The sequence below is a fragment of the Bradyrhizobium sp. UFLA05-89 genome (assembly GCF_059803475.1).
Map to the genome: position 1 here is coordinate 1 of NZ_JBANBA010000073.1, position 22,334 is coordinate 22,334.

A 22,334-nucleotide genomic window follows, 5' to 3' on the forward strand; every position below is an offset into this window, starting at 1 on the left:
TCCTTCGAACAAGGAGATGATCTGAAATGATCTAACAACCACTCATCCTTGACCAAGCCCATACAAGTATTCCAGAGGCGGTTGTGGGATACGGAGGAGCCGCGGCGTACTGGATTCCCCGCTTTCGCGGGGAAAGACAGTGGGTTGGGGCGACTAGCCGAAATCCTCCGCCCTGAGCACGATCGGCTGGCCGTGTGGCGTGCGGTCGGCGGCGTGATCCCAGGCATTGCGGTAGCGGTGCAGGGTTTCCGTCGAGGTGACGCCCTTGGTGGCGACCAGTTTTTCCAGCGTGGCAAGCCAGTGCAGATAGTAGGTCTCGCCGGTGTCGGGATCGCCCGCAGCCTGGGCGCGCCTGATCTCCTCTGCGAGCGCTGAGGCCCATTCGCTCCAGGTGAAGACGCCGCGCTCGTGCAATGTCAGCGCCATCGCGAAGGCCTGCGCCTCCCAGGGCGCGCGGAACACCGGACCGTCGTCATCTCGGGGAATGCTTGGGACGGCCGCAGTCGCTCTCGCAGCGGCGGCGGTACTCATCACGCCGGATCCAGATAGGGCTCGAACGCATCGATCGAGATCTTCGAGGTCGGATCGCCATCCGCGCCCCAGAGATCCCGCCCCTCGAACACCACCGTGTAGAGCCATTGCGGATTTTCGCCCAATTCCATCGCGGCCGAATCCGGAAACACCTGGCAGCCATGGTTGCGCTCGACCACGCCAACATGGCCGCGCACATAGCGCGGCAGCCGTGTATGCGTCGCCGGATGGATGTTCTTCGCGCGCACGCGATCGCCGATATTGAAACGCGCCGGCACTGGGGCGGGGCGGGCGAACTTGCCGCGCACCATGATCCGCTCGAGATCGTCGACCTCGAACTTGCCATTCCTAAGCGGCTTTGCCGGCGTCACCGCATGGCCAGCCGCGACGTCCTCCTTCGCGATATAGCCCTTGTCGAGCAGCATCTCCTCGAGCCCCAAAAACCATTTCTGGTAATAGGAGCTCGAGAGATAGACGTGCGGCGGCAGGGTCTCGCGATAGAAGCGCGAGGTGTCGATGTTGAAGGCTCCGGCGCCGCCCATCGCGCGCACCATGGCGAGGACGCGGGCTTCCCAGTCCGCGTGGAAGGTCGGCTCGTTCGGCTCGGGCTCGACCTTGCCGAACCCGTCCATGCCCCCCATGTCGTGCACGCCGTTCATGACGGCGCTCCCGGCGTCTTCGCAAAGCCGGTGCCGATCATGGAATCGCGCGTCACGAGCTCGGCGAGCTGCGCTTCGCTCCAGCCTTCCGTGCCCTCGGGCCGCATTGGCAGCACCAGGAAGCGCGTTTCGGCGGTCGAGTCCCAGACCCTGATTTCCGTCTCCTTCGGCACCGTCACGCCGAAATCGGCGAGCACGCCGCGCGGATCCTTCACCGCACGCGAACGATAGGGCGCAGCCTTGTACCAGACCGGCGGCAGCCCCAGCATTTCCCAGGGGTAACAGGAGCACAGCGTGCACACGACCATGTTGTGGCGTTCGGGCGTATTCTCGACCACGACCAGGTGATCGCCGACGCGGCTGACATGGCCGAGCATGCCGATCGCCTTGCTGCCGTCCTCCAGCAGGACCTCTTTGAAGGCGGGATCAGTCCAGGCCTTGGCGACGACGCGCGCGCCGTTGTGCGGGCCGATCCTGGTCTCGAAGGCCTGGATGATCGCATCCAGCGCGGCCGGATCGACGTAGCCTTTTTCGGTCAAAATGCTCTCGAGCGCGCGCACCCGCAGCTCGGTTTCGGAGAGTTCCGAATGGTCATGATCGTGATGATGGTGGTCGTGTTCGCTGCTCATGCCCGGCAAGATAGGCGCTTCGGTCCGAGCCTGTCGAGACCCCGCGAACCGGATGACGCCACGTGTTTGTGACCTCGCCGGCAGGCTGGCCTCGCGCGGCCATTGATCGCATTGTACTATCCGTGCACGGCCCCGTGGGGCCGGCTGAGCCTCGGTCAACGAGCCGGTACAATGCCACGGGAATTGAGGGGGAGAGCTCATGAAGGCAGACTCAACGCCGGATGACGCGAAGGTGGTCGGCGCGAAGGCACCGGAGGCGAAGGCATTTCGCTGGAAGCTGTACGCCCCGCTCGTGGTGTGGCTTGCGATCTACCTGTGGCCGGTGCCGCAAGGTCTCAACGCCAATCAGTGGCACTATTTCGCGGTGTTCGCGGCCGTCATCACCGGTCTCATCCTGGAGTCGATGCCGGTCGGCGCCGTCGGCCTGATCGGGCTGACGGTCGCCGGTATCAGTGGCTACATCGACCCCGATCCGACGAAATCGCTGCGCTGGATGCTGGCGGGCTTTGCCGAGAGCACGGTGTGGCTGATCGTCGGTGCGTTCGTGTTCTCGATCGGCTACCGCAAGAGCCAGCTTGGCCGGCGCATCGCGCTCGTGCTGGTACGCAGCCTAGGGGGCAACACGCTCGGGCTCGGCTATGCGGTCGCGATGTCGGATTTCCTGCTGGCACCGGCAACGCCCTCGAACACGGCGCGTAGCGGCGGCATCGTCTATCCCATCATCAGCAACATTCCGCGTATCTACGGCTCCGAGCCCGGCCCGACCGCTGGCAAGATCGGCACCTATGTGATGTGGACCGCGTTCGCGGCGACCGCCGTCACGAGCTCGTTGTTCTTCACCGCGCTTGCGCCCAATGCCGCGGCGCTCGCCATCGCCAAGAGGACCGCAGGCATCGACGTAAGCTGGGCGCAGTGGTTCATCGGCTTTGCGCCGCTCGGCATCCTCCTGATGCTGCTGGTGCCGCTTCTGAGCTATGCCATCTGCCGTCCCGAGGTGAAGCGGAGCCCCGAGATCTCCGAATGGGCCAGCAGGGAGCTGGCGACGATGGGGCCGATGTCGCGCCACGAATGGATCATGCTGGGCCTGATCGTGCTCGCGATGTTCCTGTGGATCACGGGATCGACGCCCGACATCAGCCTGCCCATCCTCGGCTCAAACTTCATCAACGCCACCACGGTTGTGTTCATCGTGATCTCCCTGATGCTGGTCACCGGCATCGTCGAGTTCAACGACATCGTCAGCGAGAAGAGCGCCTGGGAGGTGTTCTTTTATTTCACCTCGCTGCTGACGCTGGCCTCGGGCCTGAACGAGATCGGCTTCATCAAATGGTTCGCGAACGAATATGCAAAGCCGCTCGCCGTGCTGTCGCCGTCAACGGCGATGATCATGCTGGTCGCGCTGTTCTTCTGGATCCACTATTTCTTCTCGAGCATCACCTCGCACGCGGCGGCCGTGCTGCCGGTGGTGCTGGCGGTGGGCTCCGGCATCGCCGGGCTTCCGGTCACGACGCTTGCGATGCTCTGCATGTATTCGCTGGGCCTGATGGGCGTGATCTCGCCTTACGCCACCGGGCCGGCGCCGATGTATTTCGGCAGCGGCTATATCGGCAAAGGCCAGTTCTGGAGCTTTGGCCTGATCTTCGGGCTGATCTATTTTGCCGGCCTGCTCGTGATCGTGCTGCCGTGGTTGCAGCTCCGCGGAGGCTAGGACAGAGCGCGAACGAGTTTTTCTCCGACGGAGAGAAATCGGGAAAGCTTTGCCTAGCACGGCCCGAATATCTGCGATTGCAAGACGGACCGGATCGGACGATTGTCCTTGCTGCAACGCAGCGCGCAGTCCGGCAATTCCGCTCGCCTGACGCCAACCACCGCTGCGGCCTCGCCTGGCTGCTCGAGCCGGCGATGTCTTGCGAATGAGAGATTTTCGAATGAATGCACATCAAGCGCTCGCGGTCGGGGAACCGATCGGGGCACACGCAGCGATTTCGCCGGGCGATGCGCCCGACGCCATGGTCCGGTTCGAAGGCATCTCGAAGATCTATCCGGCCTATCGCGACAAGCCGGGCGTCCATGCCTTGCAGGACATCGACTTCGCCATTGCGCGCGGATCGATCACCGGCGTGATCGGCCGTTCAGGCGCAGGCAAGTCGAGCCTGGTGCGCCTGATCAACGGGCTGGAGAAGCCGACCACCGGCCGCGTCGTGGTCGACGGCCGCGACATCTCCGTGCTCGCCGGCCGGAGCTTGCGGCTCGCGCAGCGCTCGATCGGAATGATCTTCCAGCACTTCAACCTGCTGTCCTCGCGCACTGCCGCCGACAACATCGCGCTGCCGCTGGAAATAGCCGGCTGGCCGAAGGCCGAGATCAAGGCGCGTGTTGCCGAGTTGCTCGCGCTCGTCGACATCGCCGACAAGGCCGACCGATATCCCTCGGAGCTCTCCGGCGGCCAGAAGCAGCGCGTCGGCATTGCACGGGCGCTCGCGACGCGCCCTAACGTGCTGCTGTCGGATGAGGCGACCTCGGCACTGGATCCGCAGACCACGCGCGCGATCCTCGATCTGCTCGCGAACATCAATCGCGAGCTCGGCGTAACCATCGTGCTGATCACGCATGAGATGTCCGTGGTGCGGCAGCTCGCGAAGGAGGTGGTCGTGATCGATGCCGGCCACATCGTCGAGCGCGGCCACGTCGCCGACATCTTCACCAAGCCTGCGCATCCCATTACGCAATCCTTCATCGCGGAGGTGGTTGGCGACAGCCTGCCGGTGTCGCTGGCCTCGCGCCTCACGGCGCAGCCGGTTGCGGGCGGGCAGGCCGTGATCCGCGTCCAGGTGCGCGGCACGGGCGCGGGCGATACGCTCGTCGCGCGGCTCGCGCGCGAAGTTGGCATCGACGTGGCGCTGCTCGCGGCGCGCATCGACGAGATCGGCGGCCAGCATGTCGGTTCGCTGACGATCGGAATTCCAGGCGGCGAGGGGGCGGCACAGCAGGTGCTGGCCTGGCTCGCGCAGCATCAATTCAATTCGGAGCGTCTCGGCCATGTCGCCTGAAATGATCAATCTCATCGTCCAGGCAACCGGCGAAAGCCTGTTCATGGTCTCGATCGCCGCACTGCTCGGCACCGTCTTCGGACTGCCAATCGGCGTGTTCCTGGCGACCAGCCGCAAGGGCGAGCTGTTCGCCGCGCCTGCGGTCAATGCCGTGCTCGGCATGGTCGTCAACGCGACGCGCTCGACGCCGTTCATCATCCTGGTGGTCGCGATCATTCCGTTCACGCGGCTCGTCGCGGGCACGTCGATCGGATCGACGGCGGCGATCGTGCCGCTGACGATTGCGTCAACGCCGTTCATCGCAAGACTCGTCGAAGCCGCGATCCGCGAGGTCGATGCCGGCCTGATCGAGACGGCGTCCTCGTTCGGCGCCTCGCCGCTCCAGATCGTGTTCAAGGTGCTGATCCCCGAGGCGCTGCCCGGCCTCGTCCTCGCTCTCACGCTCGCGGTCGTCAGCCTGCTCGGCTACTCCGCGATGGTCGGCGCGGTCGGAGGAGGCGGGCTTGGCGATCTCGGAATCCGCTACGGCTACCAGCGCTTCATGCCGGAGATGATGCTCGCCGTCGTGGTCGTGCTGATTGCGCTGGTGCAGGCGGTCCAGTCCGCTGGCGACTACCTGGCGCAGCGGGTCAATCGCCGGCTGCGGCATCGCTGACGCCAAAAGGAACAAGCTATCGTCTTGATCGTATGCTTCCATGTCGTGGCGGAGGCGAGGGCGCTCCGCCGCTACGATCAGATGGAGAGCTTGCATGCGCATCGAACCGGCCTTCCTGTTTGACCTCGACGGCACGCTGGTCGACAGCGTCTATCAGCACGTACTCGCCTGGAAGCACGCGCTGGATGCCGAGGGCATCGAGCTCTCGGTCTGGCGCATCCATCGCAAGATCGGCATGAGCGGTGGTCTCTTCACCAACCAGCTTCTGCGCGAGATCGGGGTGGAGATCAGCGAGGAGCGCATCGACCGGCTGCGCCGCGCGCACGCGGCATCCTACCAGCAGCAGGCAGGCCAGATCCGTCCGCTGCCGGGCGCGCGTGAATTGCTGCAATGGCTGTCGGAAGCGAAAATCCCATGGGCGATCGCAACCAGCGGCCGGATGGAGACCGCGGCCGTGAACCTCGCTTCGCTCGGCGTCGATCCGCAACGCACGCCCGTGGTGACGCGCGACCAGGTCAAATATGCAAAGCCCGATCCCGATTTGTTTCTCGCTGCCGCGGCGCGGCTCAATGCGCCGATCGAGACGGCGGTCGTGGTCGGCGACAGCGTCTGGGACATGATGGCGGCCGTCCGCTGCCGCGCGCTGGGCGTCGGCCTCTTGAGCGGCGGCTACGGGCCGGACGAGCTGCGCCAATCCGGCGCCTTCCGCGTCTATGACGATCCCGCCGACATGCTGCGCCGGATCGACGAGGTCGGCGGCCGTCGCTAGCGCCCGCGCGAGGAGAGGGCGGGTGGCGCTTTCTTCCTGGTTCTTGCCTGACCTGGGATCATTGCCGGCGCCTGTCGAAGTTCCTTCGCGCCTTTGGGCCTCTCTTGGTCCTTCCTCAGATCAGCGAATTCTTGCCTGAGCAGGTCCACGACGGTTCTGACTTTGGGGAGATCCGCCATGCGCTTGTGGCAGATGATAGCGAGTTCTGCGCGGAGCGAGGCTGGAAGCTCGAGCTTGAGCTCGACGAGTTCGCCCGGTCGCCTGAGTCGATGGGACGTCTTCAGAAGGATCATCGCACCGACGCCTGCCTGGCAGGCCGCGACCTGTACGCTGTAATCGTCGGACGTGAAAGCGGGACGAAAGTCCGCGATCCTGGCCGCTAGCTCCGGATTCGGGCTCGTCATCTCACGCTCTCCCGCCCATGCGATCCAGTCGAGGTCGCGGAAATCGTATTTCGCGGGCAGTCTGCGTGCGTAATCCCTGCTCGCATACGCGCCGATCGGAACGACAACTTCATCGACCGTGATCAGATCAGGATCATCGGACGGATGTCTCCTGAGTGCGATGTCCGCCTCGCCGAGCGAGAGATTCAAGCGTTGCGTGCTGGCCAGAACTTCGAGCGTGATCTGTGGATGCTTTCTCTTGAGCTTCTCCGCGATCGGCGCCAGGAAATCGAAAGCGAACGAGGGGGCCGCCGTGATGCGCACGCGGCCGCTCACGGGCGAGTTCTTCGCATCGAGTGAGCGATTGGCTTCGGTCGCCCATTGCGCCATGCCTTGCGCGGCGGGAAGCAGCCCCGTACCTGCTTTTGTCAAGGCGATGCCCTGGCTCTTGCGGACGAAAAGCGGCTCGCCGAGTCCGTACTCCATCTCTGCGATCCTGCGGCTCAAAGTGGGTTGGCTGACTTTGAGGCGTCGCGCCGCGCCACTCAGGCTCCCGGCGTCGCAAATGGCCAGAAAAATGCGGAGGTCATCCCATTGCAGGTCCACGTTCACTCCTCAGGCTCAGCCGGAGCTATCCAATTATGTATGGCAACATAGGAACTTAGGCGATTGCTATTCTATCGGTCCAGGGCAAAAGCGGCAGCAGAAACGAGGAAGACAATCATGCTCCGCAAATCAGGACTCCTTTTCATTGGCGCCCTTGCCATTGTCGCGCTTTCCGCATGCGCACAGACATCCCATCCAACGCAGCATGCCGGTCTCGGCAAGCCTGTCAGCTCGTCGGCCATGGAAGCGCTGATTGATAAGCCGGGCCCCATCGAGGTTGAGACGGTTGCCAGCGCGGATTGGGTCGCCGATCTATCGGGGCTGCTCAATCTGAAGGACCCCCAAGCCGTGCAGGCAGGGCTCACGGATCACGAGGAGCCGATCCAGATCTACACCCATCTTGTGAAACATCCGACCGAAGGATTCTATATGGTCGACACCGGTGTTTCGAAGCGGTTTGTCGAGGACCCCAAGAGCTTGGGGGTCGGATGGGTGGTGCGGAACTTCGCAAAGCTCGACAAGATGCAAGTCCGGCAAGACCCTCTGTCGATCATCAAATCGGAAGCGGCTCGCCTCAAAGGGGTGCTCATGACCCATCTTCATCTCGATCATATCTCCGGGATGCCGGACATTCCGAACGATGTGCCGTTCTATACAGGTCCTGGAGAGGCCGGGGAGAAGAAGTTCGAGAATGTCTTCGTCGAGGGGATGGAAAACGCCTTCTTTGAGGGCCGGCCAGCCATACAGGAATTTCAGTTTACCAAGGATCCGGACGGGACTTTCAAAGGGGTGATCGATGTCTTCGGTGACGGCTCGTTGTTCGCAATCCTGACTCCCGGACACACGGCGGGCCATGTTTCCTATCTCGCCCGAACGCCGACAGGTCCGGTGCTCCTCACTGGCGACGCTTGCCACACGCGCTGGGGCTGGGAGCACAGCGTCGAACCTGGGAGTTTTACATTCGACCGGGAAGAGGAACGGAAGAGCTTGCTTGCGTTGAGGGCCTTGAGTGAACGTCACCCGAAAATGATCGTGAAATTGGGTCATCAGCCCTAACGCTGCGAGGCCAGCTTCTTCTCCGCCGATGAACCTTCCCGCGGAATCCGGGCACAAAGGGAGACAGCCCTTACCTCCGCGGGACCCTCATGAAATGGCTTAGCCTCGTCTGCCTGCTCATACTCGCCACCAACGCGCGTGCGGCTTCTCCAGAGCAGCACTACCTTGATCTGCGTGATCGCTACATCGCAAAATTCGCCAAGGCTCCCGAAAACGACGAAACCAACAAGCAGCACGACGCAGCAATCAAGGAGCTGTCTGAGGTGCTGCGCGGCCTTATCGGACCTGTGACGATCAAGGGGCTTCCCGCCGAGGCAACCTCCAACGTCGACACGCTGTACAAGGACGACATCGGCTTCGGCCATCTCGACGGGCTCGTTTTCAGGAGCGAAGGCGACAAGACGAACGTCGTGGTGACGACCACGGGGCTGCTCAAGCACTGGCTCGGCGATCACCGCAAAGACAGCATGCCGCAGGAGATCGACGCCGCGTTCAAATCGGAAGAGTTCTACTATGCTGCCATCCAGGACGCCGCCTTCGCCAAATATGCGGAGCTGCCGATCACCAAGCCTGCAGCGGCGAGTATCGCGATCGCCGTGCTGGGCCTGCGCGGCAATGGCGAGATCAAGGGGCTGCCTAGCGAAATCGACGTGGTCGTGATCCAGGGCGAGAATGTCTTTTTCGTCGCGGTCCGCGACGCCGTGAAGACGGCAGAGATCCCGGCCTGCGAGCAGGTCTGGAAACAGATGATGGCAAAGCCCCTCAACAAGAAGGACCCGCGGGGCGATATGGCCCGCGAGGACCACGCGATGACCGCATACACGGCGTGCTTCGCCAAGGCGGCCCCAAACCAAAGCTGGTTCGCAACGGCCATCAAGAAGGCGCAGAGCCAGATCGAGCTATTGCCGTTGCGATAGTCTTGGTGCGCGTCTCGCCGAAAAATGCGTGGGCGCTCCTGAAAGCATGACCGACGGAAGCACTATTTACGCGCCGTGATCATCTCCAGTTCGATCGCAGTGCCCATCGCGGCATATCCTGCGCGGTTGGGGTGGAGCTTGTCGCCCGGTCCACCCGTCGATGAATTGGGCTGCATCGCGGCCTTGATCTCGCCGGTCGCGGCATCGAACGTCACCGCGTCGAAATCGGCGACGCCGTCGAAAATCTTGCTCGTGCGCAGGAACTCGTTGAGCGCCTTGCGCTTGGCGTCGACCTCAACGCGGCCGTGCGTCACGATGATGCTGTGCAGCGCCGATGTCAGGGTCGCGGCAACGATCGTCACGCCGGGGATGCGCTCGCGCAGCCGCGCGACGCCGCTGGAATAGCCGTCCTCCACCGTCTTCACGGCCGCATCGGCTGCCCCGAAGTCGTTGATGCCTTCCATCCAGATCACCGCAGCGACACCCGGCAGGCTGATGACGTCACGATCGAGCCGCGAGATTGCCGAAGGGCCGCCCGCAAACGGCTTGTCCGGGGAATAATCCGATGGGCCTGCGACCTGGTTGCCACCGATGCCTTGATTGACGACGACGTATTCGTCACCGAAACGCGCATGCAACCGGCGCGACAGGACGTCCGGCCAGCGGTCATCGCCGTTGATCGTGGTCCCGGTGCCGTCCGTGATCGAGTCGCCAAAGGCGACGATCAATTGGGTACGATCGGCGACGCTCATGTCGACCTCATCCAGGAAGTACCAGGAGGTGGTGGAGAACGGGAAGCCGGCCTCGGCGATCTCGCTGCTCCTGGAACCATCACCGGGCGCGGTCAGATAGGATGTGGTCAGCGCCTTTGCGTGCCACGTCATCGGACCGCTCTCTCCGGCCACGTGGAAGCTGACTGCAAGCTTCCGGCCTCCGAGCAGCGCCGCGGTGGAGGGGCCGACAAACCCGAGCGTGACGGGATCGGAGACAACGCTTTCGCCCGCAGGGATCGTGATGAGGGACTTGCCGCCGAACCGAGCCGCAACATTGGTGCCCTCGACAATGGCGGCGCCGCTCTGCTGCAAGCCGACGAATACGTCATCGAATGTCGCCGGCCGTGTTCCAAACACGTTCGACAGCCGAATGCGGGTCTGGCCTCCCCACACATCAGGCCGAACGACGAGGCGAAAGCTCTGATCCCGAGCGCCCAGCTCCGGAGAGGGAAAGGCAAATCGGAGCTCGGGCTGCGCGGTCGCATTCCCTGCCGGATAGGGCCCCTGAGCCGAGCCGGTCCAACTCGCGATCCAGCGGTCCGCACGCGCCGGCACCGACAACGCTAGCAGGGCGACAACGGTCCCCACGGCGCGCGCGAAACCCTGCATCAGCGTCTCCTCTCGATGCCATTTTTGGTTGCAGGCAGTCTGCTCCGAAGGTTGCCGCCAGGCAAGATGCGCGGCCCTCATGCCTGAGGGCCCGGCGACCTCTCGAATTCAATCGCAATTTTCGCCAGCGCGTTGGACTGTCCCCACGGGATTACCGGCATCAGCAGCAGAGCTGACGGATATCGGAGCGACGCCGTTAAAGCGTCCCACCGAGATTCCAGCCGCGGCCGCCCTCGCCAAAAATCTCGTAGCCCGTCGGCGTCACCGCGACGGTATCCTCGAGCTTGATGAAGCCACGCTTGGGATGCTTCATCGTGGTCTCGATCGAAACCACCATGCCGGGCTCTAGCGGCAGCCGTGCGTCGGGATCATCGTAGGGAACCGGACCCTTGGCGGTCAGGCGAGGGGCCTCGTGGCTGACGAGGCCCATGCCGTGAGCCAGGAAGTCCGTGCAGTCACGCTGGCTGATCTTGGCCAACTCTTGCTCGGCCGCGGCATAGATGGCGCCGCCAAGTGCACCAGGCCGCACGGCGGCAAAGGCTGCGCGCTGGACGACCTCGATCTCGGCCAGCAAGTCCTTCAACTCGGCGTCCGGCTCGCCCAGCACGGCCATGCGGGCGAGGTCGCCGATATAACCATGGTAGTTTCCACCCGAGTCGAGCGAGAGCACGTCGCCTTGCTCCCAGCGCTGCGGCGACGGCGCCCGATTGTGGCTGTTGCCGCAGGCAAGCAGGCAATACTCAAAGGTCAGCCCACGCTGCACCTCCGCGACGCGCAAGGCGTCGGACAGCTGCCGCTTGGTCGTGCCCGGACCGTGCTTCGAAATCACCTCCAGCATGGAGGCGATGACGAGCTCCGATGCCGTCTTGAGCTCGGCAAGCTCCGCCGCCGACTTGACCGCACGCAAGCGCTCCAGCACGAAAAGCGCGTCCTTGAACTCGGCACCGGGCAGGGCGTCGGCAAGCGCCCTCCCTGCGTCCATCGGCAGGAACGCCATCTCGACCCCGACCCGCTTCACCGGCACACCAGCGTCCTTCAGGACGTTAACGGCGCAGGTGACGGCGTCGACCGAGCCGCTCGACTCGGTCCGGAGCTGCGACACCCAGGGCGGCGCCACGGCGCGTTGATGGGTCTCCAGACGATGCCCGACATAGATGGCCTTGCCGGGCGCGCCCTTGGGATAGACCAGGACCGGCAGATATCGGCTGACGCCCATCGCATCCATGTAGTCGAAGAAGATCGCGCGCTCGGCCCCGAGCAGGTACTGCACGTTGTGCTTTGAGGTCGCAATCAGGACGTCGAGGCCGGCGGCCTCCATCAGACGGTCGAGCTTGGCGGCATCGAATGGAATGGCGCGGGACTCAGATCCGCGGGCGACGTGCTCCTGCATGATGGACCTCCCATTGAAGCGGCGGTTTGGATCGCCTGTGTTCGTTGCAGCGCCACCCGATTAACAGTCGTCGGATGGTCGCTGATCGGTCGCGGATTGTGAGCCGGGAGCGGGGTTCCGGGTAGCTGCGGAATTGTCCGGCCTGATCTGCGCACCCATATCCGTAATTCGCATAAGGTATATTATGGAATATATTTATATCAAATTAGATCAGATATTTAGACGGAATTCCTGACACCACGCATTCGATTGCGCCCTCAACTCGTCGCAGCCGTTGAGCTCGTAACCGCGATCGGGCGCTACTTTGCATGGGGTTGTTTTGCGGATTTTGATGGCGTGCACGCACCTTGCGAAAGCCGATATTGCCGCGGCTTGGCTCGGCTGCAATAAGCGACACCTCGCGAGATCGCAGATGACCTCATGGCCTTCCGTCCGTATAGGTTTGCGTCTCAGAACAACAACAAACCTTTTGGGAGCAAACCCCCGATGAGCTTTTCCCGACGCACGCTTCTCAAGGCCTCCGCCGCGACCGCGGTCCTCAGCGGTATCGGCGCCCCCCATGTGGCGCGCGCCCAGACGGCCCAGTTTGCGTACAAATACGCCAACAACCTGCCGGACACCCATCCGCTGAACATCCGCGCCAAGGAGATGGCCGCGGCGATCAAGAGCGAGACAGACGGCAAGTTCGACCTCCAGATCTTCCCGAACAACCAGCTCGGCTCGGACACCGACATGCTGAGCCAGATCCGCTCCGGTGGCGTCGAGTTCTTCACGCTGTCCGGCCTGATCCTGGCGACGCTGGTGCCGGCGGCCTCGATCAACGGCATCGGCTTCGCATTCCCGGACTACGACACGGTCTGGAAGGCCATGGACGGCGACCTCGGCGCCCATGTACGCGGCGAGATCAAGAAGGCCGGCCTCGAGGTCATGGACAAGATCTGGGACAACGGTTTCCGCCAGACCACGTCCTCGACCAAGCCGATCAACGGCCCGGACGACCTGAAGGGTTTCAAGATCCGCGTGCCGGTGTCGCCGCTATGGACCTCGATGTTCAAGGCGTTCGATGCGGCGCCCGCCTCGATCAATTTCAGCGAGGTCTATTCGGCGCTCCAGACCAAGGTCGTCGAAGGCCAGGAGAACCCCCTGGCGATCATCTCGACTGCAAAGCTCTACGAGGTGCAGAAATACTGCTCGCTGACCAACCACATGTGGGACGGCTTCTGGTTCCTGGCGAACCGCCGTGCCTGGGAAAAGCTCCCACAGGATGTCCGCGCCATCGTCGCCAAGAATATCAACGCCGCCGCGCTCAAGGAGCGCGAAGACACCGCCAAGCTCAACGCCAACCTCCAGCAGGAACTGGCGGGCAAGGGCCTGACCTTCAACCAGCCGACGACTGCGCCGTTCCGCGACAAGCTGCGTAGCGCCGGCTTCTATGCCGAATGGAAAGGCAAGTATGGCGACCAGGCCTGGGACCTGCTGGAAAAGGCCGTCGGCAAGCTGTCGTAACGCACAAAGGCCGTCATGGCTCACATCGAGGTTCAGGTGACCGAGGTGGTGGGCGAGGTGACTGTGCAGTCCCCTCGCCGACCTTCGTTTCTGGCTTCGCTGGAGCGCGTGCTCGGCTTCATCGTCGAGATCCCGGCGGCGATCCTGGTGGTCGCCGAGATCGTCATTCTGTTCGCCGGCGTCGTCGCACGCTACGGCTTTCACCGGCCGCTGATCTGGTCGGACGAACTCGCATCCATCCTGTTCCTGTGGCTTGCGATGCTGGGCGCGGCTGTGGCGTTCCGCCGCTCCGAGCACATGCGCATGACGGCGATCGTCGCGAGCGCGAGCCCCGCGATGCGCGCCTATCTCGATCTCGTGGCGGTCTGCGCCGCGCTGGCGTTCCTCGTGATGATCGTCTGGCCGTCCTACGACTACGCCTATGAGGAAAGCTTCATCACGACGCCCGCGCTGCAGATCTCAAACATGTGGCGCGCCGCTGCGCTACCGATCGGCATCTGCCTGATGGCGGTGTTTGCGGTGCTGCGCCTGCTGCGCGCCGCCGACTATCGCACCGTGCTGACGGCCGCCGTGACCGTTGCCGCCGTCGTCGGTTTGTTCTGGCTCGCCGAGCCGTACTTGCGGACGCTCGGCAATCTCAACCTGGTGATATTCTTCGTCGGCGTCGCCGGCTTCTGCGTCTTTGCCGGCGTTCCCATTGCGTTCGGCTTTGGCCTTGCGATCTTCGGCTATCTTGCGCTGACCACGCGCACGCCGGTGATGGTGCTGGTCGGGCGGATGGACGAGGGCATGAGTCATCTGATCCTGCTCTCGGTGCCGCTGTTCGTATTCCTGGGACTTTTGATCGAGATGACCGGCATGGCGCGGGCCATGGTCGCGTTCCTGGCGAGCCTGCTCGGTCATGTCCGCGGCGGGCTGCATTACGTGCTGGTCGGCGCCATGTACCTGGTCTCCGGCATCTCCGGCGCCAAGGCAGCCGACATGGCCGCGGTCGCGCCGGTGCTGTTCCCAGAAATGAAGCAGCGCGGCGCCAAGCCCGGCGATCTCGTCGCCCTGCTCGCGGCCACCGGCGCGCAGACCGAAACCATTCCGCCCAGCCTCGTGCTGATCACCATCGGCTCGGTCACGGGCGTCTCGATTGCCGCGCTGTTCACCGGCGGCCTGCTGCCGGGCGGGGTGCTCGCCCTGACGCTCTGCATGCTGGTCTGGTGGCGCTACCGCCACGAGGACATGAGCCATGTCCGCCGCGCCAGTGCGGGCGAGATCGGCAAGACCTTCGTCATCGCCCTGCCCGCGCTCGCGCTGCCCTTCGTGATCCGCTACGCCGTGGTCGAGGGGATCGCGACCGCGACCGAGGTCTCGACCATCGGTATCGTCTATGGCGTGCTGGTCGGCCTTTTGATCTACCGCCGCTTCGACTGGCGACGGCTGTTTCCGATGCTGGTCGAGACTGCCGCGCTGTCGGGGGCGATCCTCCTGATCATCGGCACCGCCACGGGCATGGCCTGGGGCCTGACGCAATCGGGCTTCTCGCGCTCGCTTGCGTCCGCCATGACCGGACTGCCCGGCGGCTCTGCGTCCTTCATCGCGGTCTCGATCCTGGCCTTCACCATCCTCGGCAGCGTGCTGGAAGGCATTCCCGCCATCGTGCTGTTCGGGCCGCTTCTGTTTCCGATCGCGCGCGCCGTCGGCGTGCACGAGGTGCACTATGCCATGGTCATCATCCTCGCCATGGGCATCGGCCTGTTCGCCCCGCCCTTCGGCGTCGGCTATTATGCCGCCTGCGCGATTGGACGCGTTGACCCCGCCGAAGGCATCAGGCCAATCTGGGGCTACCTACTGGCGTTGCTCGTAGGATTGATTATCGTTGCGATCTTCCCGTGGATTTCGATCGGATTCCTTTGAAGCGTTGAGGGAGTGTGCCGATGAGTGAGACGCAGAACCCCTACAATATCGGCCTGGACAAGACGCCCGCGAACTACGTGCCCTTGAGCCCGCTGAGCTTCCTCGCGCGCAGCGCCGCCGTCTATCCCGACCATGTCAGCACCGTCTATGAAGGCCGCAGTTTTACCTGGGCCGAGACCTATCAGCGGTGCCGGCGCTTTGCATCGTATCTGGCAGGCAAGGGCATCGGCACCAGTGACACCGTGGCGGCCATGCTGCCGAACGTGCCGGCGATGAACGAGGTGCACTTCGCGGTCCCCATGACCGGCGCGGTGCTCAATGCTTTGAACATCCGCCTCGATGCGCCCTCGATCGCGTTCCAGCTCGATCACGGCGCGGCCAAGATCATCCTGGTCGATCCCGAGTTTGCCGGTGTCATCACCGATGCGCTGGCGCAGATGAAGGGACCAAAGCCGTTCGTGATCGACGTCGACGACGCTTCGTTCAAGGGTGGCAAGCGCATCGGCGAGATCGAGTATGAGGCAGCGGTCGCGCAGGGCGATCCCGGCTTCAACGCGATCCCGCCGCAGGACGAATGGGACGCGATCGCACTGAGCTACACCTCGGGCACCACGGGTAATCCCAAGGGCGTGGTCACCCATCACCGCGGCGCGTATTTGAACGCCGTCAGCAACATCCTCGCCGGCAATCTCGGCCAGCACCCGGTGTACCTCTGGACGCTGCCGATGTTCCATTGCAACGGCTGGTGCTTCCCCTGGACCATTGCCGCAGCCGCCGGCATTAACGTCTGCCTGCGCAAGGTTGAGCCGACAAAGATCTTCGAACTGATCAAGACGCATGGCGTCACCCATATGTGCGGCGCGCCGATCGTCTACAACACGCTGATCAACGGACCCGATGCGCCCAAGGAAACTTCGACGGGAACGGCTGCGCGGCGCGTCGTCGGCCTGATTGCAGGCGCCGCTCCGCCGGTTGCGGTGCTCGAGGGCGCCGAAAGCATCGGCATCAAGCTCACGCACGTTTATGGGCTCACCGAGGTCTATGGCCCTGCCTCCGTCTGCGCCGAGCAGCCGGGCTGGGACGAGCTGTCCGCGCCCGAGCGCGCGCGGATGAAGCGGCGGCAGGGCGTGCCCTACCCGCTGGAGGAAGGCGTCACCGTCATCAATCCGCAGACCATGCAGGAGGTGCCGCGAGACGGCGAGACCATCGGCGAGGTCATGTTCCGCGGCAACATCGTGATGAAGGGCTATCTGAAGAACGACAAGGCCACCAAAGAGGCCTTCGAAGGCGGCTGGTTTCACACCGGTGATCTCGGCGTGCTCGACGAGCACGGTTACGTCATCATCAAGGACCGCTCCAAGGACATCATCATCTCCGGCGGCGAGAACATTTCGTCGGTCGAGGTCGAGGACATCCTCTACAAGCACCCGGCCGTACTGTTCGCCGCGGTCGTGGCCAAGCCGGACGCGAAATGGGGCGAGGTGCCCTGCGCCTTCGTCGAGCTGAAGGAGGGTGCGAGCGCAAGCGAAGCCGACATCATCGCCTTCTGCCGCTCGCATATGTCCGGTTTCAAGACCCCGAAGGCGGTCGTGTTCGGGCCGATCCCCAAGACGTCCACCGGCAAGATCCAGAAATTCCTGCTGCGCAACCAGGTGGACTCGGCGAAGGCGATCTCGGCCTGATTCGCCCGTTATCTGCGATCGAGGCTCGGGTTCCCGTGAAAGTCCGGAAACGGCCGGAAAAGATTTGAAAAAAATCCCGGCCCGCCTACGGTTTCGCAAGGTCGGATTCGCTGATTCCCGAACGAGGCGCTGCGCGATTGGCGCGGCGAGGCGACCGGCTCGGTGGGGCGCTTCATGCGATATGTCTTGCGCACAGACGCATCTTTGCGTCTGGCGCCGCTATTGATGATCGGATTGCTGCCGGGCATCGCGCACGCGCAAGGCCTGCCGGAGGCTCCCGTCGGTGCGCCTGCGCCGGAGCAGACCACCGCTCCCACACCTTCCCCGCAAGTAACCCAAACGCCCGCAGGTCCGGCGTCGCCAGCGACCACGAGTGTGGGCAACGCGGCCGCCCTCAGCAGCAGCGTCGTCACGGGCGGCACGACCTCACCTCCCGCCGGCAGCAATCCAACCAGTCAGCCGAGCATCGCTGCTACGGCCATGGCGCCGCCTTCGGGTGTGAACGCCGGCTTCAGCCTGGCATCTCCGTCCGGGCCGTTGGCGCTGGCGCAGGCCGAAACCGCGCAAGCGACTTTCCTCGCAATGACGCAGTTCACACAGACGCTGCTTGATCCTGCGATCGACGGCCGAGCAGCGGACGCCTCGCCAGCGCTCGCCGACGAAACATTGGCAGCCTACGCGGCAATCCCGTCAGATCGAATGCGCGGCGGTGTCGGGCGCGAGGTCTACGAGGCCGTCTACGGCAAAATGCCCCTCACCGGCTCCTCTTATGCGCCGCATTGGAACGTCTGGGCTTCGGGCATCGGCGGCTCGCAAGTGGCGGGCAGCAACGCCGCGCCGGGCGCGGGTTCATCGAGCCGGATTTTTGCAACCGCGGTCGGCGCCGATTACTCCCTGTCGCCGCAAACGCGGCTTGGCTTTGCGATGGCCGGCGGCGGCACCAATTTCGCCGGCAGCGCCGGCAGCGGCCGCTCCGATCTGTTTCAGGCAGGCGCCTTCGTCAGGCGTACGGTCGGGCAGGCCTATGTCGCCACAGCGCTCGCCTATGGCTGGCAGGCGATCACCAGCGATCATCCCGGCATCGACCAACTCAATGCGGCCTTCAACGCCAATGCCTATTCCGGCCGTGTCGAGACCGGCTACCGCTTCACGACGCCTTGGCTCGGCGTGACCGCCTACGCCGCTGGACAGTTCATGGCCTTCAGCCTGCCGGCCAATGCGACCCAACCGACTTTTGCTACGAACGCCTTTGTAGCGGCCTTCGGCAGCGATCGTGTCACCGATAGCCGCAGCGAACTGGGCATGCGCACCAACACGTCCTTCGCGCTCCAGGGCGGTGTGCTGAATTTACGCACGCACCTCACATGGGCGCATGATTTCAGCGCCGCAAGCACGGTTGCACCGGCCTTCCAGGCGCTGCCCGGGCTCGGCTACGTCGCCAGCGGGGCGGCGCTGGCACCGAACGCAGCGCTTGCGGGCGGGGCGATCGAATTGAAATGGCTCAACGGCTGGGCCGCGGCCGCAAGCTTCGACGGCGAATTCGCCAGTCAGGTGCGGTCCTATACCGGCAAGGCCGTCATGCGCTACGCCTGGTAGGACTCACGCTCAACGCGTTTCCAGCCGCATACCGTCATACGCCGGCACCACGCCCGCCGGCAGCTTATGCCTCACCACCTCGTAATCGACGTCCGCGGTCATGTTGGTGATGACGGCGCGCTTCGGCTTGAAGCGCTCGATCCAGGACAGCGCGTCGTTGATGCTGAAATGGCTGACGTGACCGGTGTAACGCAGGCCATCGACGATCCACAGATCTAGATTTTCCAGGGCGCCCCAGCTTTCGCGCGGAATGTCGTTGAGGTCGGGCGTGTAGGCGGCATCGCCAATGCGGTAGCCGAGCGCGGGGATCTGGCCGTGCTGCACGAGGAAGGCCGTCATCTTCACCGCGCCCCCCTTCCCCAAAATGGTCTGGGTCTCGCCCGCCTCGATGGAGTGCCGCGTCAGGATTGGCGGATAGTCGCTGCCCTCCGGCGAGATGAAACAATAGGAGAACCGCGCCATGATGTCCTTGGCGGTCGACTGATTGAAATAGGTCGGAATGCGCTTGCGCATATGCAGCACGACCGAGCGCAGATCGTCCATGCCGTGGGTCTGGTCGGCATGCTCATGGGTCAGGAACACGGCGTCGATGTGATCGACATTGGCGTCGATGAGCTGCTCGCGCAGGTCGGGCGAGGTGTCGATCACGATCCGCGTGGTGCCGTGCTCGCCGGCCTGCTCGACCAGCAGTGAGCAGCGGCGGCGGCGGTTCTTTGGATTGTTGGGATCGCAGGCGCCCCAGCCGAGCGCCGGGCGCGGCACGCCGGCAGAGGAGCCGCAGCCCAGAATCGTCAGCGTCAGTGTCATGCGGCGTCCCTGGTTCAGGCCTTCACCCTGGAGAACAGGCGGAAGAAGTTTTCGGTGGTCTGGCGCGAGATCTGCTCGAGCGATACGCCGCGCGTCTCGGCGAGCACCTTTGCTACCTCCACAACATAAGCCGGCTCGTTGCGTTTTCCCCGGAATTTGCCCGGCGCGAGATAGGGCGAATCCGTTTCCACGAGGATGCGGTCCGCTGGAAGCTCGGCCGCGAGCGCGCGCAAGGCTTCCGACTTCTTGAAGGTCAGGATGCCCGTGAAACCGATGTATAGCCCGAGTGAAATCGCTTTCAGCGCAAGCTCACGTCCGCCGGTGTAACAATGCAGCACGGCGGCAAATGATCCTTTCGCGACTTCCTCCTCCAGGATGCGCCCACAATCCTCGTCCGCCTCGCGGGTGTGGATCACGAGCGGCAGGCCGGTTGCGCGTGCCGCGGCAATATGGGCGCGAAAGCCCCTCGCCTGCGCCTGCGGCGAGCCGTTGTCGTAGAAATAGTCAAGCCCAGCCTCCCCAAGCGCAACTACTTTGGGATGCTTCGTCAGCGCGATCAGCTCGTCCGGCGGGATGCCGTCCTCTTCATCCGCATTGTGCGGATGGGTGCCGACCGAACAATAGACATTGTCGTAGCGCTCGGCGATCGAGATGAGCTGGTCGAGCTTGCGCACCCGCGTCGAGATCGTGACCATGCGGCCAACGCCTGCGGCAGCCGCACGCGACACGATCCCGTCGAGATCGTCCGAGAAATCCGGAAAATCCAGATGGCAGTGACTGTCGACCAGCATCGTCCGGGCCTTAGGCAGCCGACTCGACGTAGCGCGGGAACGCCGGCGTCGGCGCAGGAAGCGCCGAGCCGGGCGCGATCCGCTTCTCGCCGCCGAGCATCGCGAAGGTGCGTTCGCCTTCGGGGATACCGAGGCTATCGAGCAGCTTGGCCGAGGCGCTCGGCATCGCGGGCTGGGTCAGGACCGCGATCTGACGCACGACTTCGGCGGTCACATACAGGACCGTCTTCTGCCGCGCCGGATCGGTCTTCGCCAGCGCCCAGGGCGCCTCGCCCGCGAAATAGCGGTTGGCTTCGGCGACCACGGCCCATACCGCGTTGAGCCATTGATGGATTTGCTGCGTCGCCATCGCTTCGCGCGCAAGCGCGATCATGCCGTCAGCCTGCGCCAGCATCGCCTTGTCGTTGTCGCTGAACTCGCCGGGCTCCGGGAGCACGCCACCGAGCTGCTTGGCGATCATCGACAGCGAGCGCTGTGCGAGATTGCCGAGATCGTTGGCGAGATCCGCATTGATGCGCGCGACGATGGCTTCATGGTTGTAGTTGCCATCCTGGCCGTACGGCACCTCGCGCAGAAAGAAATAGCGCATTTGGTCGACGCCATACTGATCCGCGAGATTGAAGGGATCGACGACATTGCCGACCGACTTCGACATCTTCTCGCCCCTGTTGAACAGGAAGCCATGGGCATAGACCCGCTTCGGCACGGGAATGCCGGCTGACATCAGGAATGCAGGCCAGTAGACTGCATGGAAGCGGATGATGTCCTTGCCGATGATATGGACATCGGCCGGCCAATAGCGCCAATTGCCATCGCTCTCGTCGGGAAAGCCGACGCCGGTGATGTAGTTGGTCAGCGCATCGACCCAGACATACATCACGTGTTCTTCGTCGCCGGGCACTTTCACGCCCCAGTCGAAGGTGGTGCGCGAGATCGAGAGATCGCGCAGGCCGCTTCTGACGAAGCTCACCACCTCGTTCTTGCGCGCATCCGGACCGATGAACTCGGGATTGTCCTCATAGAGCTTCAGGAGCCTGTCCTGATAGGCAGACAATCGGAAGAAATAGCTCTTCTCCTCCACCCATTCGACCGGCGTACCCTGCGGGCCGAGCCGCACGCCGTCATCGTTCAGGCGCGTCTCGTCCTCAGCATAGTACGCCTCGTCGCGCACCGAGTACCAGCCGGCGTAGGTGTCGACGTAGATGTCGTCGCTCGCAGCCATCCGCCGCCAGATCTCCTGGCTGGAGCGATGATGCTGCTCCTCGGTGGTGCGGATGAAACGGTCGAACGAGACGTCGAGCCGCTGATCCATCTCCCTGAAGCGGTTGGCGTTACGCGTCGCGAGCGCCGACGGCGTCAGCCCCTCGTTCTGCGCGGTCTGGATCATCTTCAGCCCGTGCTCGTCGGTACCGGTCAGGAAGAACACGTCCTTGCCCTCGAGCCGCGCAAAGCGCGCGAGCACGTCGGCCGAGATCGCCTCGTAGGCGTGGCCGATATGGGGCTGACCATTGGGATAGGCGATCGCGGTCGTGATGTAGAAGGCATTTTCGCGCGACGGCGCGGCCACTGGCGCGGCGGCCTGCGGAGCGACTACTTTCTTCGCAGGCGTGCGCGGCGCTTTCGGCTTCGCAACTTTCGGAAGAGCCGCGGCGGCGGCCGGCGCCGCGGGAGGCGCAGCCACCACGGTCGTCGTCACGGCCTTGGCCGGTTTCCCGGCGGCCTTCTTCTTGGCCGCGAGCTGCTTCTTCGCGCTCTCCTTACTGGCCTTCTTCGGCGTCTTGGTCACGCGCGCCTTGGCCTTGGACTTCTTCGCTGTCTTGGCAGCAACCTTGCTGGTCTTTTTGACAGCCTTGCGCGCTCGCGACTTGGCCGACCGCTTCGCAGCCTTCTTGGCGGTTTTCTTGGCCGTTTTCTTGGCGGTCTTCTTCGCAGCCTTTTTGCCGCTCTTGCGTTTGACGGTTTTCTTAGCTCGCGTTGCCACCACGAATTCCTTTACGGCTCTCAAAAAAATGGAAACCAG

At 63.8% G+C, this 22,334-nt stretch carries 19 protein-coding genes; 10 read left to right on the plus strand and 9 right to left on the minus strand.

Annotated elements, in window-relative coordinates:
- Positions 1–153: 153 nt before the first annotated feature.
- Genes SO139_RS30155 through nthA form a run of 3 tightly spaced genes read right to left on the minus strand, consistent with a single transcriptional unit; the run spans position 154 to position 1,819 of the window.
- A complete protein-coding gene (locus SO139_RS30155) occupies positions 154–531 on the minus strand; it encodes a nitrile hydratase accessory protein (RefSeq protein ID WP_449382559.1) in 378 nt (125 codons plus the stop codon).
- Positions 531–1,190: a nitrile hydratase subunit beta gene (gene nthB / locus SO139_RS30160; RefSeq protein ID WP_498541085.1), complete on the minus strand. Its 660-nt coding sequence runs from the start codon at positions 1,188–1,190 to the stop codon at positions 531–533. Before nthB ends, SO139_RS30155 begins: the two co-directional genes overlap by 1 nt.
- A complete protein-coding gene (gene nthA / locus SO139_RS30165; protein ID WP_449382561.1) occupies positions 1,187–1,819 on the minus strand; it encodes a nitrile hydratase subunit alpha in 633 nt (210 codons plus the stop codon). The genes nthB and nthA overlap by 4 nt, the downstream gene beginning before the upstream one ends.
- A gap of 199 nt (positions 1,820–2,018) precedes the next feature.
- Here nthA and SO139_RS30170 point away from each other — a divergent pair, with 199 nt between their 5' ends.
- From SO139_RS30170 to SO139_RS30185, 4 genes are all read left to right on the plus strand, one after another.
- Complete coding sequence (locus SO139_RS30170; protein WP_449382562.1) at positions 2,019–3,527, plus strand: DASS family sodium-coupled anion symporter; 1,509 nt, start codon at positions 2,019–2,021, stop codon at positions 3,525–3,527.
- A gap of 220 nt (positions 3,528–3,747) precedes the next feature.
- Positions 3,748–4,869, plus strand: coding sequence for a methionine ABC transporter ATP-binding protein (locus SO139_RS30175; protein WP_449382563.1), 1,122 nt, complete (start codon positions 3,748–3,750; stop codon positions 4,867–4,869).
- Positions 4,859–5,524 (plus strand): methionine ABC transporter permease, encoded by a 666-nt coding sequence (locus SO139_RS30180; protein WP_449382564.1) that lies wholly within the window; start codon positions 4,859–4,861, stop codon positions 5,522–5,524. The genes SO139_RS30175 and SO139_RS30180 overlap by 11 nt, the downstream gene beginning before the upstream one ends.
- A 94-nt stretch (positions 5,525–5,618) precedes the next feature.
- Positions 5,619–6,293 (plus strand): HAD family hydrolase, encoded by a 675-nt coding sequence (locus SO139_RS30185; protein WP_449382565.1) that lies wholly within the window; start codon positions 5,619–5,621, stop codon positions 6,291–6,293.
- On the opposite strand, the gene SO139_RS30190 is transcribed toward SO139_RS30185, so the two are convergent.
- Positions 6,290–7,282: a LysR family transcriptional regulator gene (locus tag SO139_RS30190; protein WP_449382566.1), complete on the minus strand. Its 993-nt coding sequence runs from the start codon at positions 7,280–7,282 to the stop codon at positions 6,290–6,292. The genes SO139_RS30185 and SO139_RS30190 overlap by 4 nt on opposite strands.
- A gap of 117 nt (positions 7,283–7,399) precedes the next feature.
- Here SO139_RS30190 and SO139_RS30195 point away from each other — a divergent pair, with 117 nt between their 5' ends.
- Both SO139_RS30195 and SO139_RS30200 read left to right on the plus strand, forming a co-directional pair.
- The gene (locus SO139_RS30195; protein WP_449382567.1) at positions 7,400–8,338 is read left to right on the plus strand and encodes an MBL fold metallo-hydrolase; all 939 of its coding nucleotides are present in this window, start codon (positions 7,400–7,402) and stop codon (positions 8,336–8,338) included.
- An 89-nt stretch (positions 8,339–8,427) separates the two neighbouring features.
- Entirely contained in the window at positions 8,428–9,255 is an 828-nt protein-coding gene (locus tag SO139_RS30200; RefSeq protein WP_449382568.1) for a hypothetical protein, read from the plus strand.
- A 62-nt stretch (positions 9,256–9,317) separates the two neighbouring features.
- Here the strand turns inward: SO139_RS30200 and SO139_RS30205 are convergent, their stop codons facing one another.
- Both SO139_RS30205 and SO139_RS30210 read right to left on the minus strand, forming a co-directional pair.
- Positions 9,318–10,637 (minus strand): GDSL-type esterase/lipase family protein, encoded by a 1,320-nt coding sequence (locus SO139_RS30205; RefSeq protein WP_449382569.1) that lies wholly within the window; start codon positions 10,635–10,637, stop codon positions 9,318–9,320.
- A 196-nt stretch (positions 10,638–10,833) separates the two neighbouring features.
- Positions 10,834–12,027, minus strand: a complete 1,194-nt coding sequence (locus SO139_RS30210; RefSeq protein ID WP_449382570.1) for a M24 family metallopeptidase — start codon at positions 12,025–12,027, stop codon at positions 10,834–10,836.
- Positions 12,028–12,513: 486 nt separating this feature from the next.
- On the opposite strand from SO139_RS30210, the gene SO139_RS30215 reads away from it, so the two are divergent.
- The 4 genes from SO139_RS30215 (at position 12,514) to SO139_RS30230 (ending at position 18,716) form a co-directional block, all read left to right on the plus strand.
- A complete protein-coding gene (locus tag SO139_RS30215) occupies positions 12,514–13,533 on the plus strand; it encodes a TRAP transporter substrate-binding protein (protein WP_449382571.1) in 1,020 nt (339 codons plus the stop codon).
- A 15-nt stretch (positions 13,534–13,548) separates the two neighbouring features.
- The gene (locus tag SO139_RS30220) at positions 13,549–15,438 is read left to right on the plus strand and encodes a TRAP transporter large permease (protein WP_474802176.1); all 1,890 of its coding nucleotides are present in this window, start codon (positions 13,549–13,551) and stop codon (positions 15,436–15,438) included.
- 20 nt (positions 15,439–15,458) lie between these two features.
- A complete protein-coding gene (locus SO139_RS30225; RefSeq protein ID WP_498541086.1) occupies positions 15,459–17,120 on the plus strand; it encodes an acyl-CoA synthetase in 1,662 nt (553 codons plus the stop codon).
- Positions 17,121–17,345: 225 nt separating this feature from the next.
- Positions 17,346–18,716, plus strand: a complete 1,371-nt coding sequence (locus tag SO139_RS30230; protein ID WP_498541087.1) for an autotransporter outer membrane beta-barrel domain-containing protein — start codon at positions 17,346–17,348, stop codon at positions 18,714–18,716.
- 9 nt (positions 18,717–18,725) lie between these two features.
- Here the strand turns inward: SO139_RS30230 and SO139_RS30235 are convergent, their stop codons facing one another.
- Genes SO139_RS30235 through metG form a run of 3 tightly spaced genes read right to left on the minus strand, consistent with a single transcriptional unit; the run spans position 18,726 to position 22,295 of the window.
- Positions 18,726–19,523: an MBL fold metallo-hydrolase gene (locus SO139_RS30235; RefSeq protein ID WP_449382575.1), complete on the minus strand. Its 798-nt coding sequence runs from the start codon at positions 19,521–19,523 to the stop codon at positions 18,726–18,728.
- A gap of 14 nt (positions 19,524–19,537) precedes the next feature.
- Positions 19,538–20,314 carry a TatD family hydrolase gene (locus SO139_RS30240; protein WP_449382576.1) on the minus strand — a complete coding sequence of 259 codons (777 nt, stop codon included), beginning with the start codon at positions 20,312–20,314 and terminating at the stop codon, positions 19,538–19,540.
- A gap of 10 nt (positions 20,315–20,324) precedes the next feature.
- Positions 20,325–22,295 (minus strand): methionine--tRNA ligase, encoded by a 1,971-nt coding sequence (gene metG, locus SO139_RS30245; RefSeq protein WP_449382577.1) that lies wholly within the window; start codon positions 22,293–22,295, stop codon positions 20,325–20,327.
- Positions 22,296–22,334: the final 39 nt, after the last annotated feature.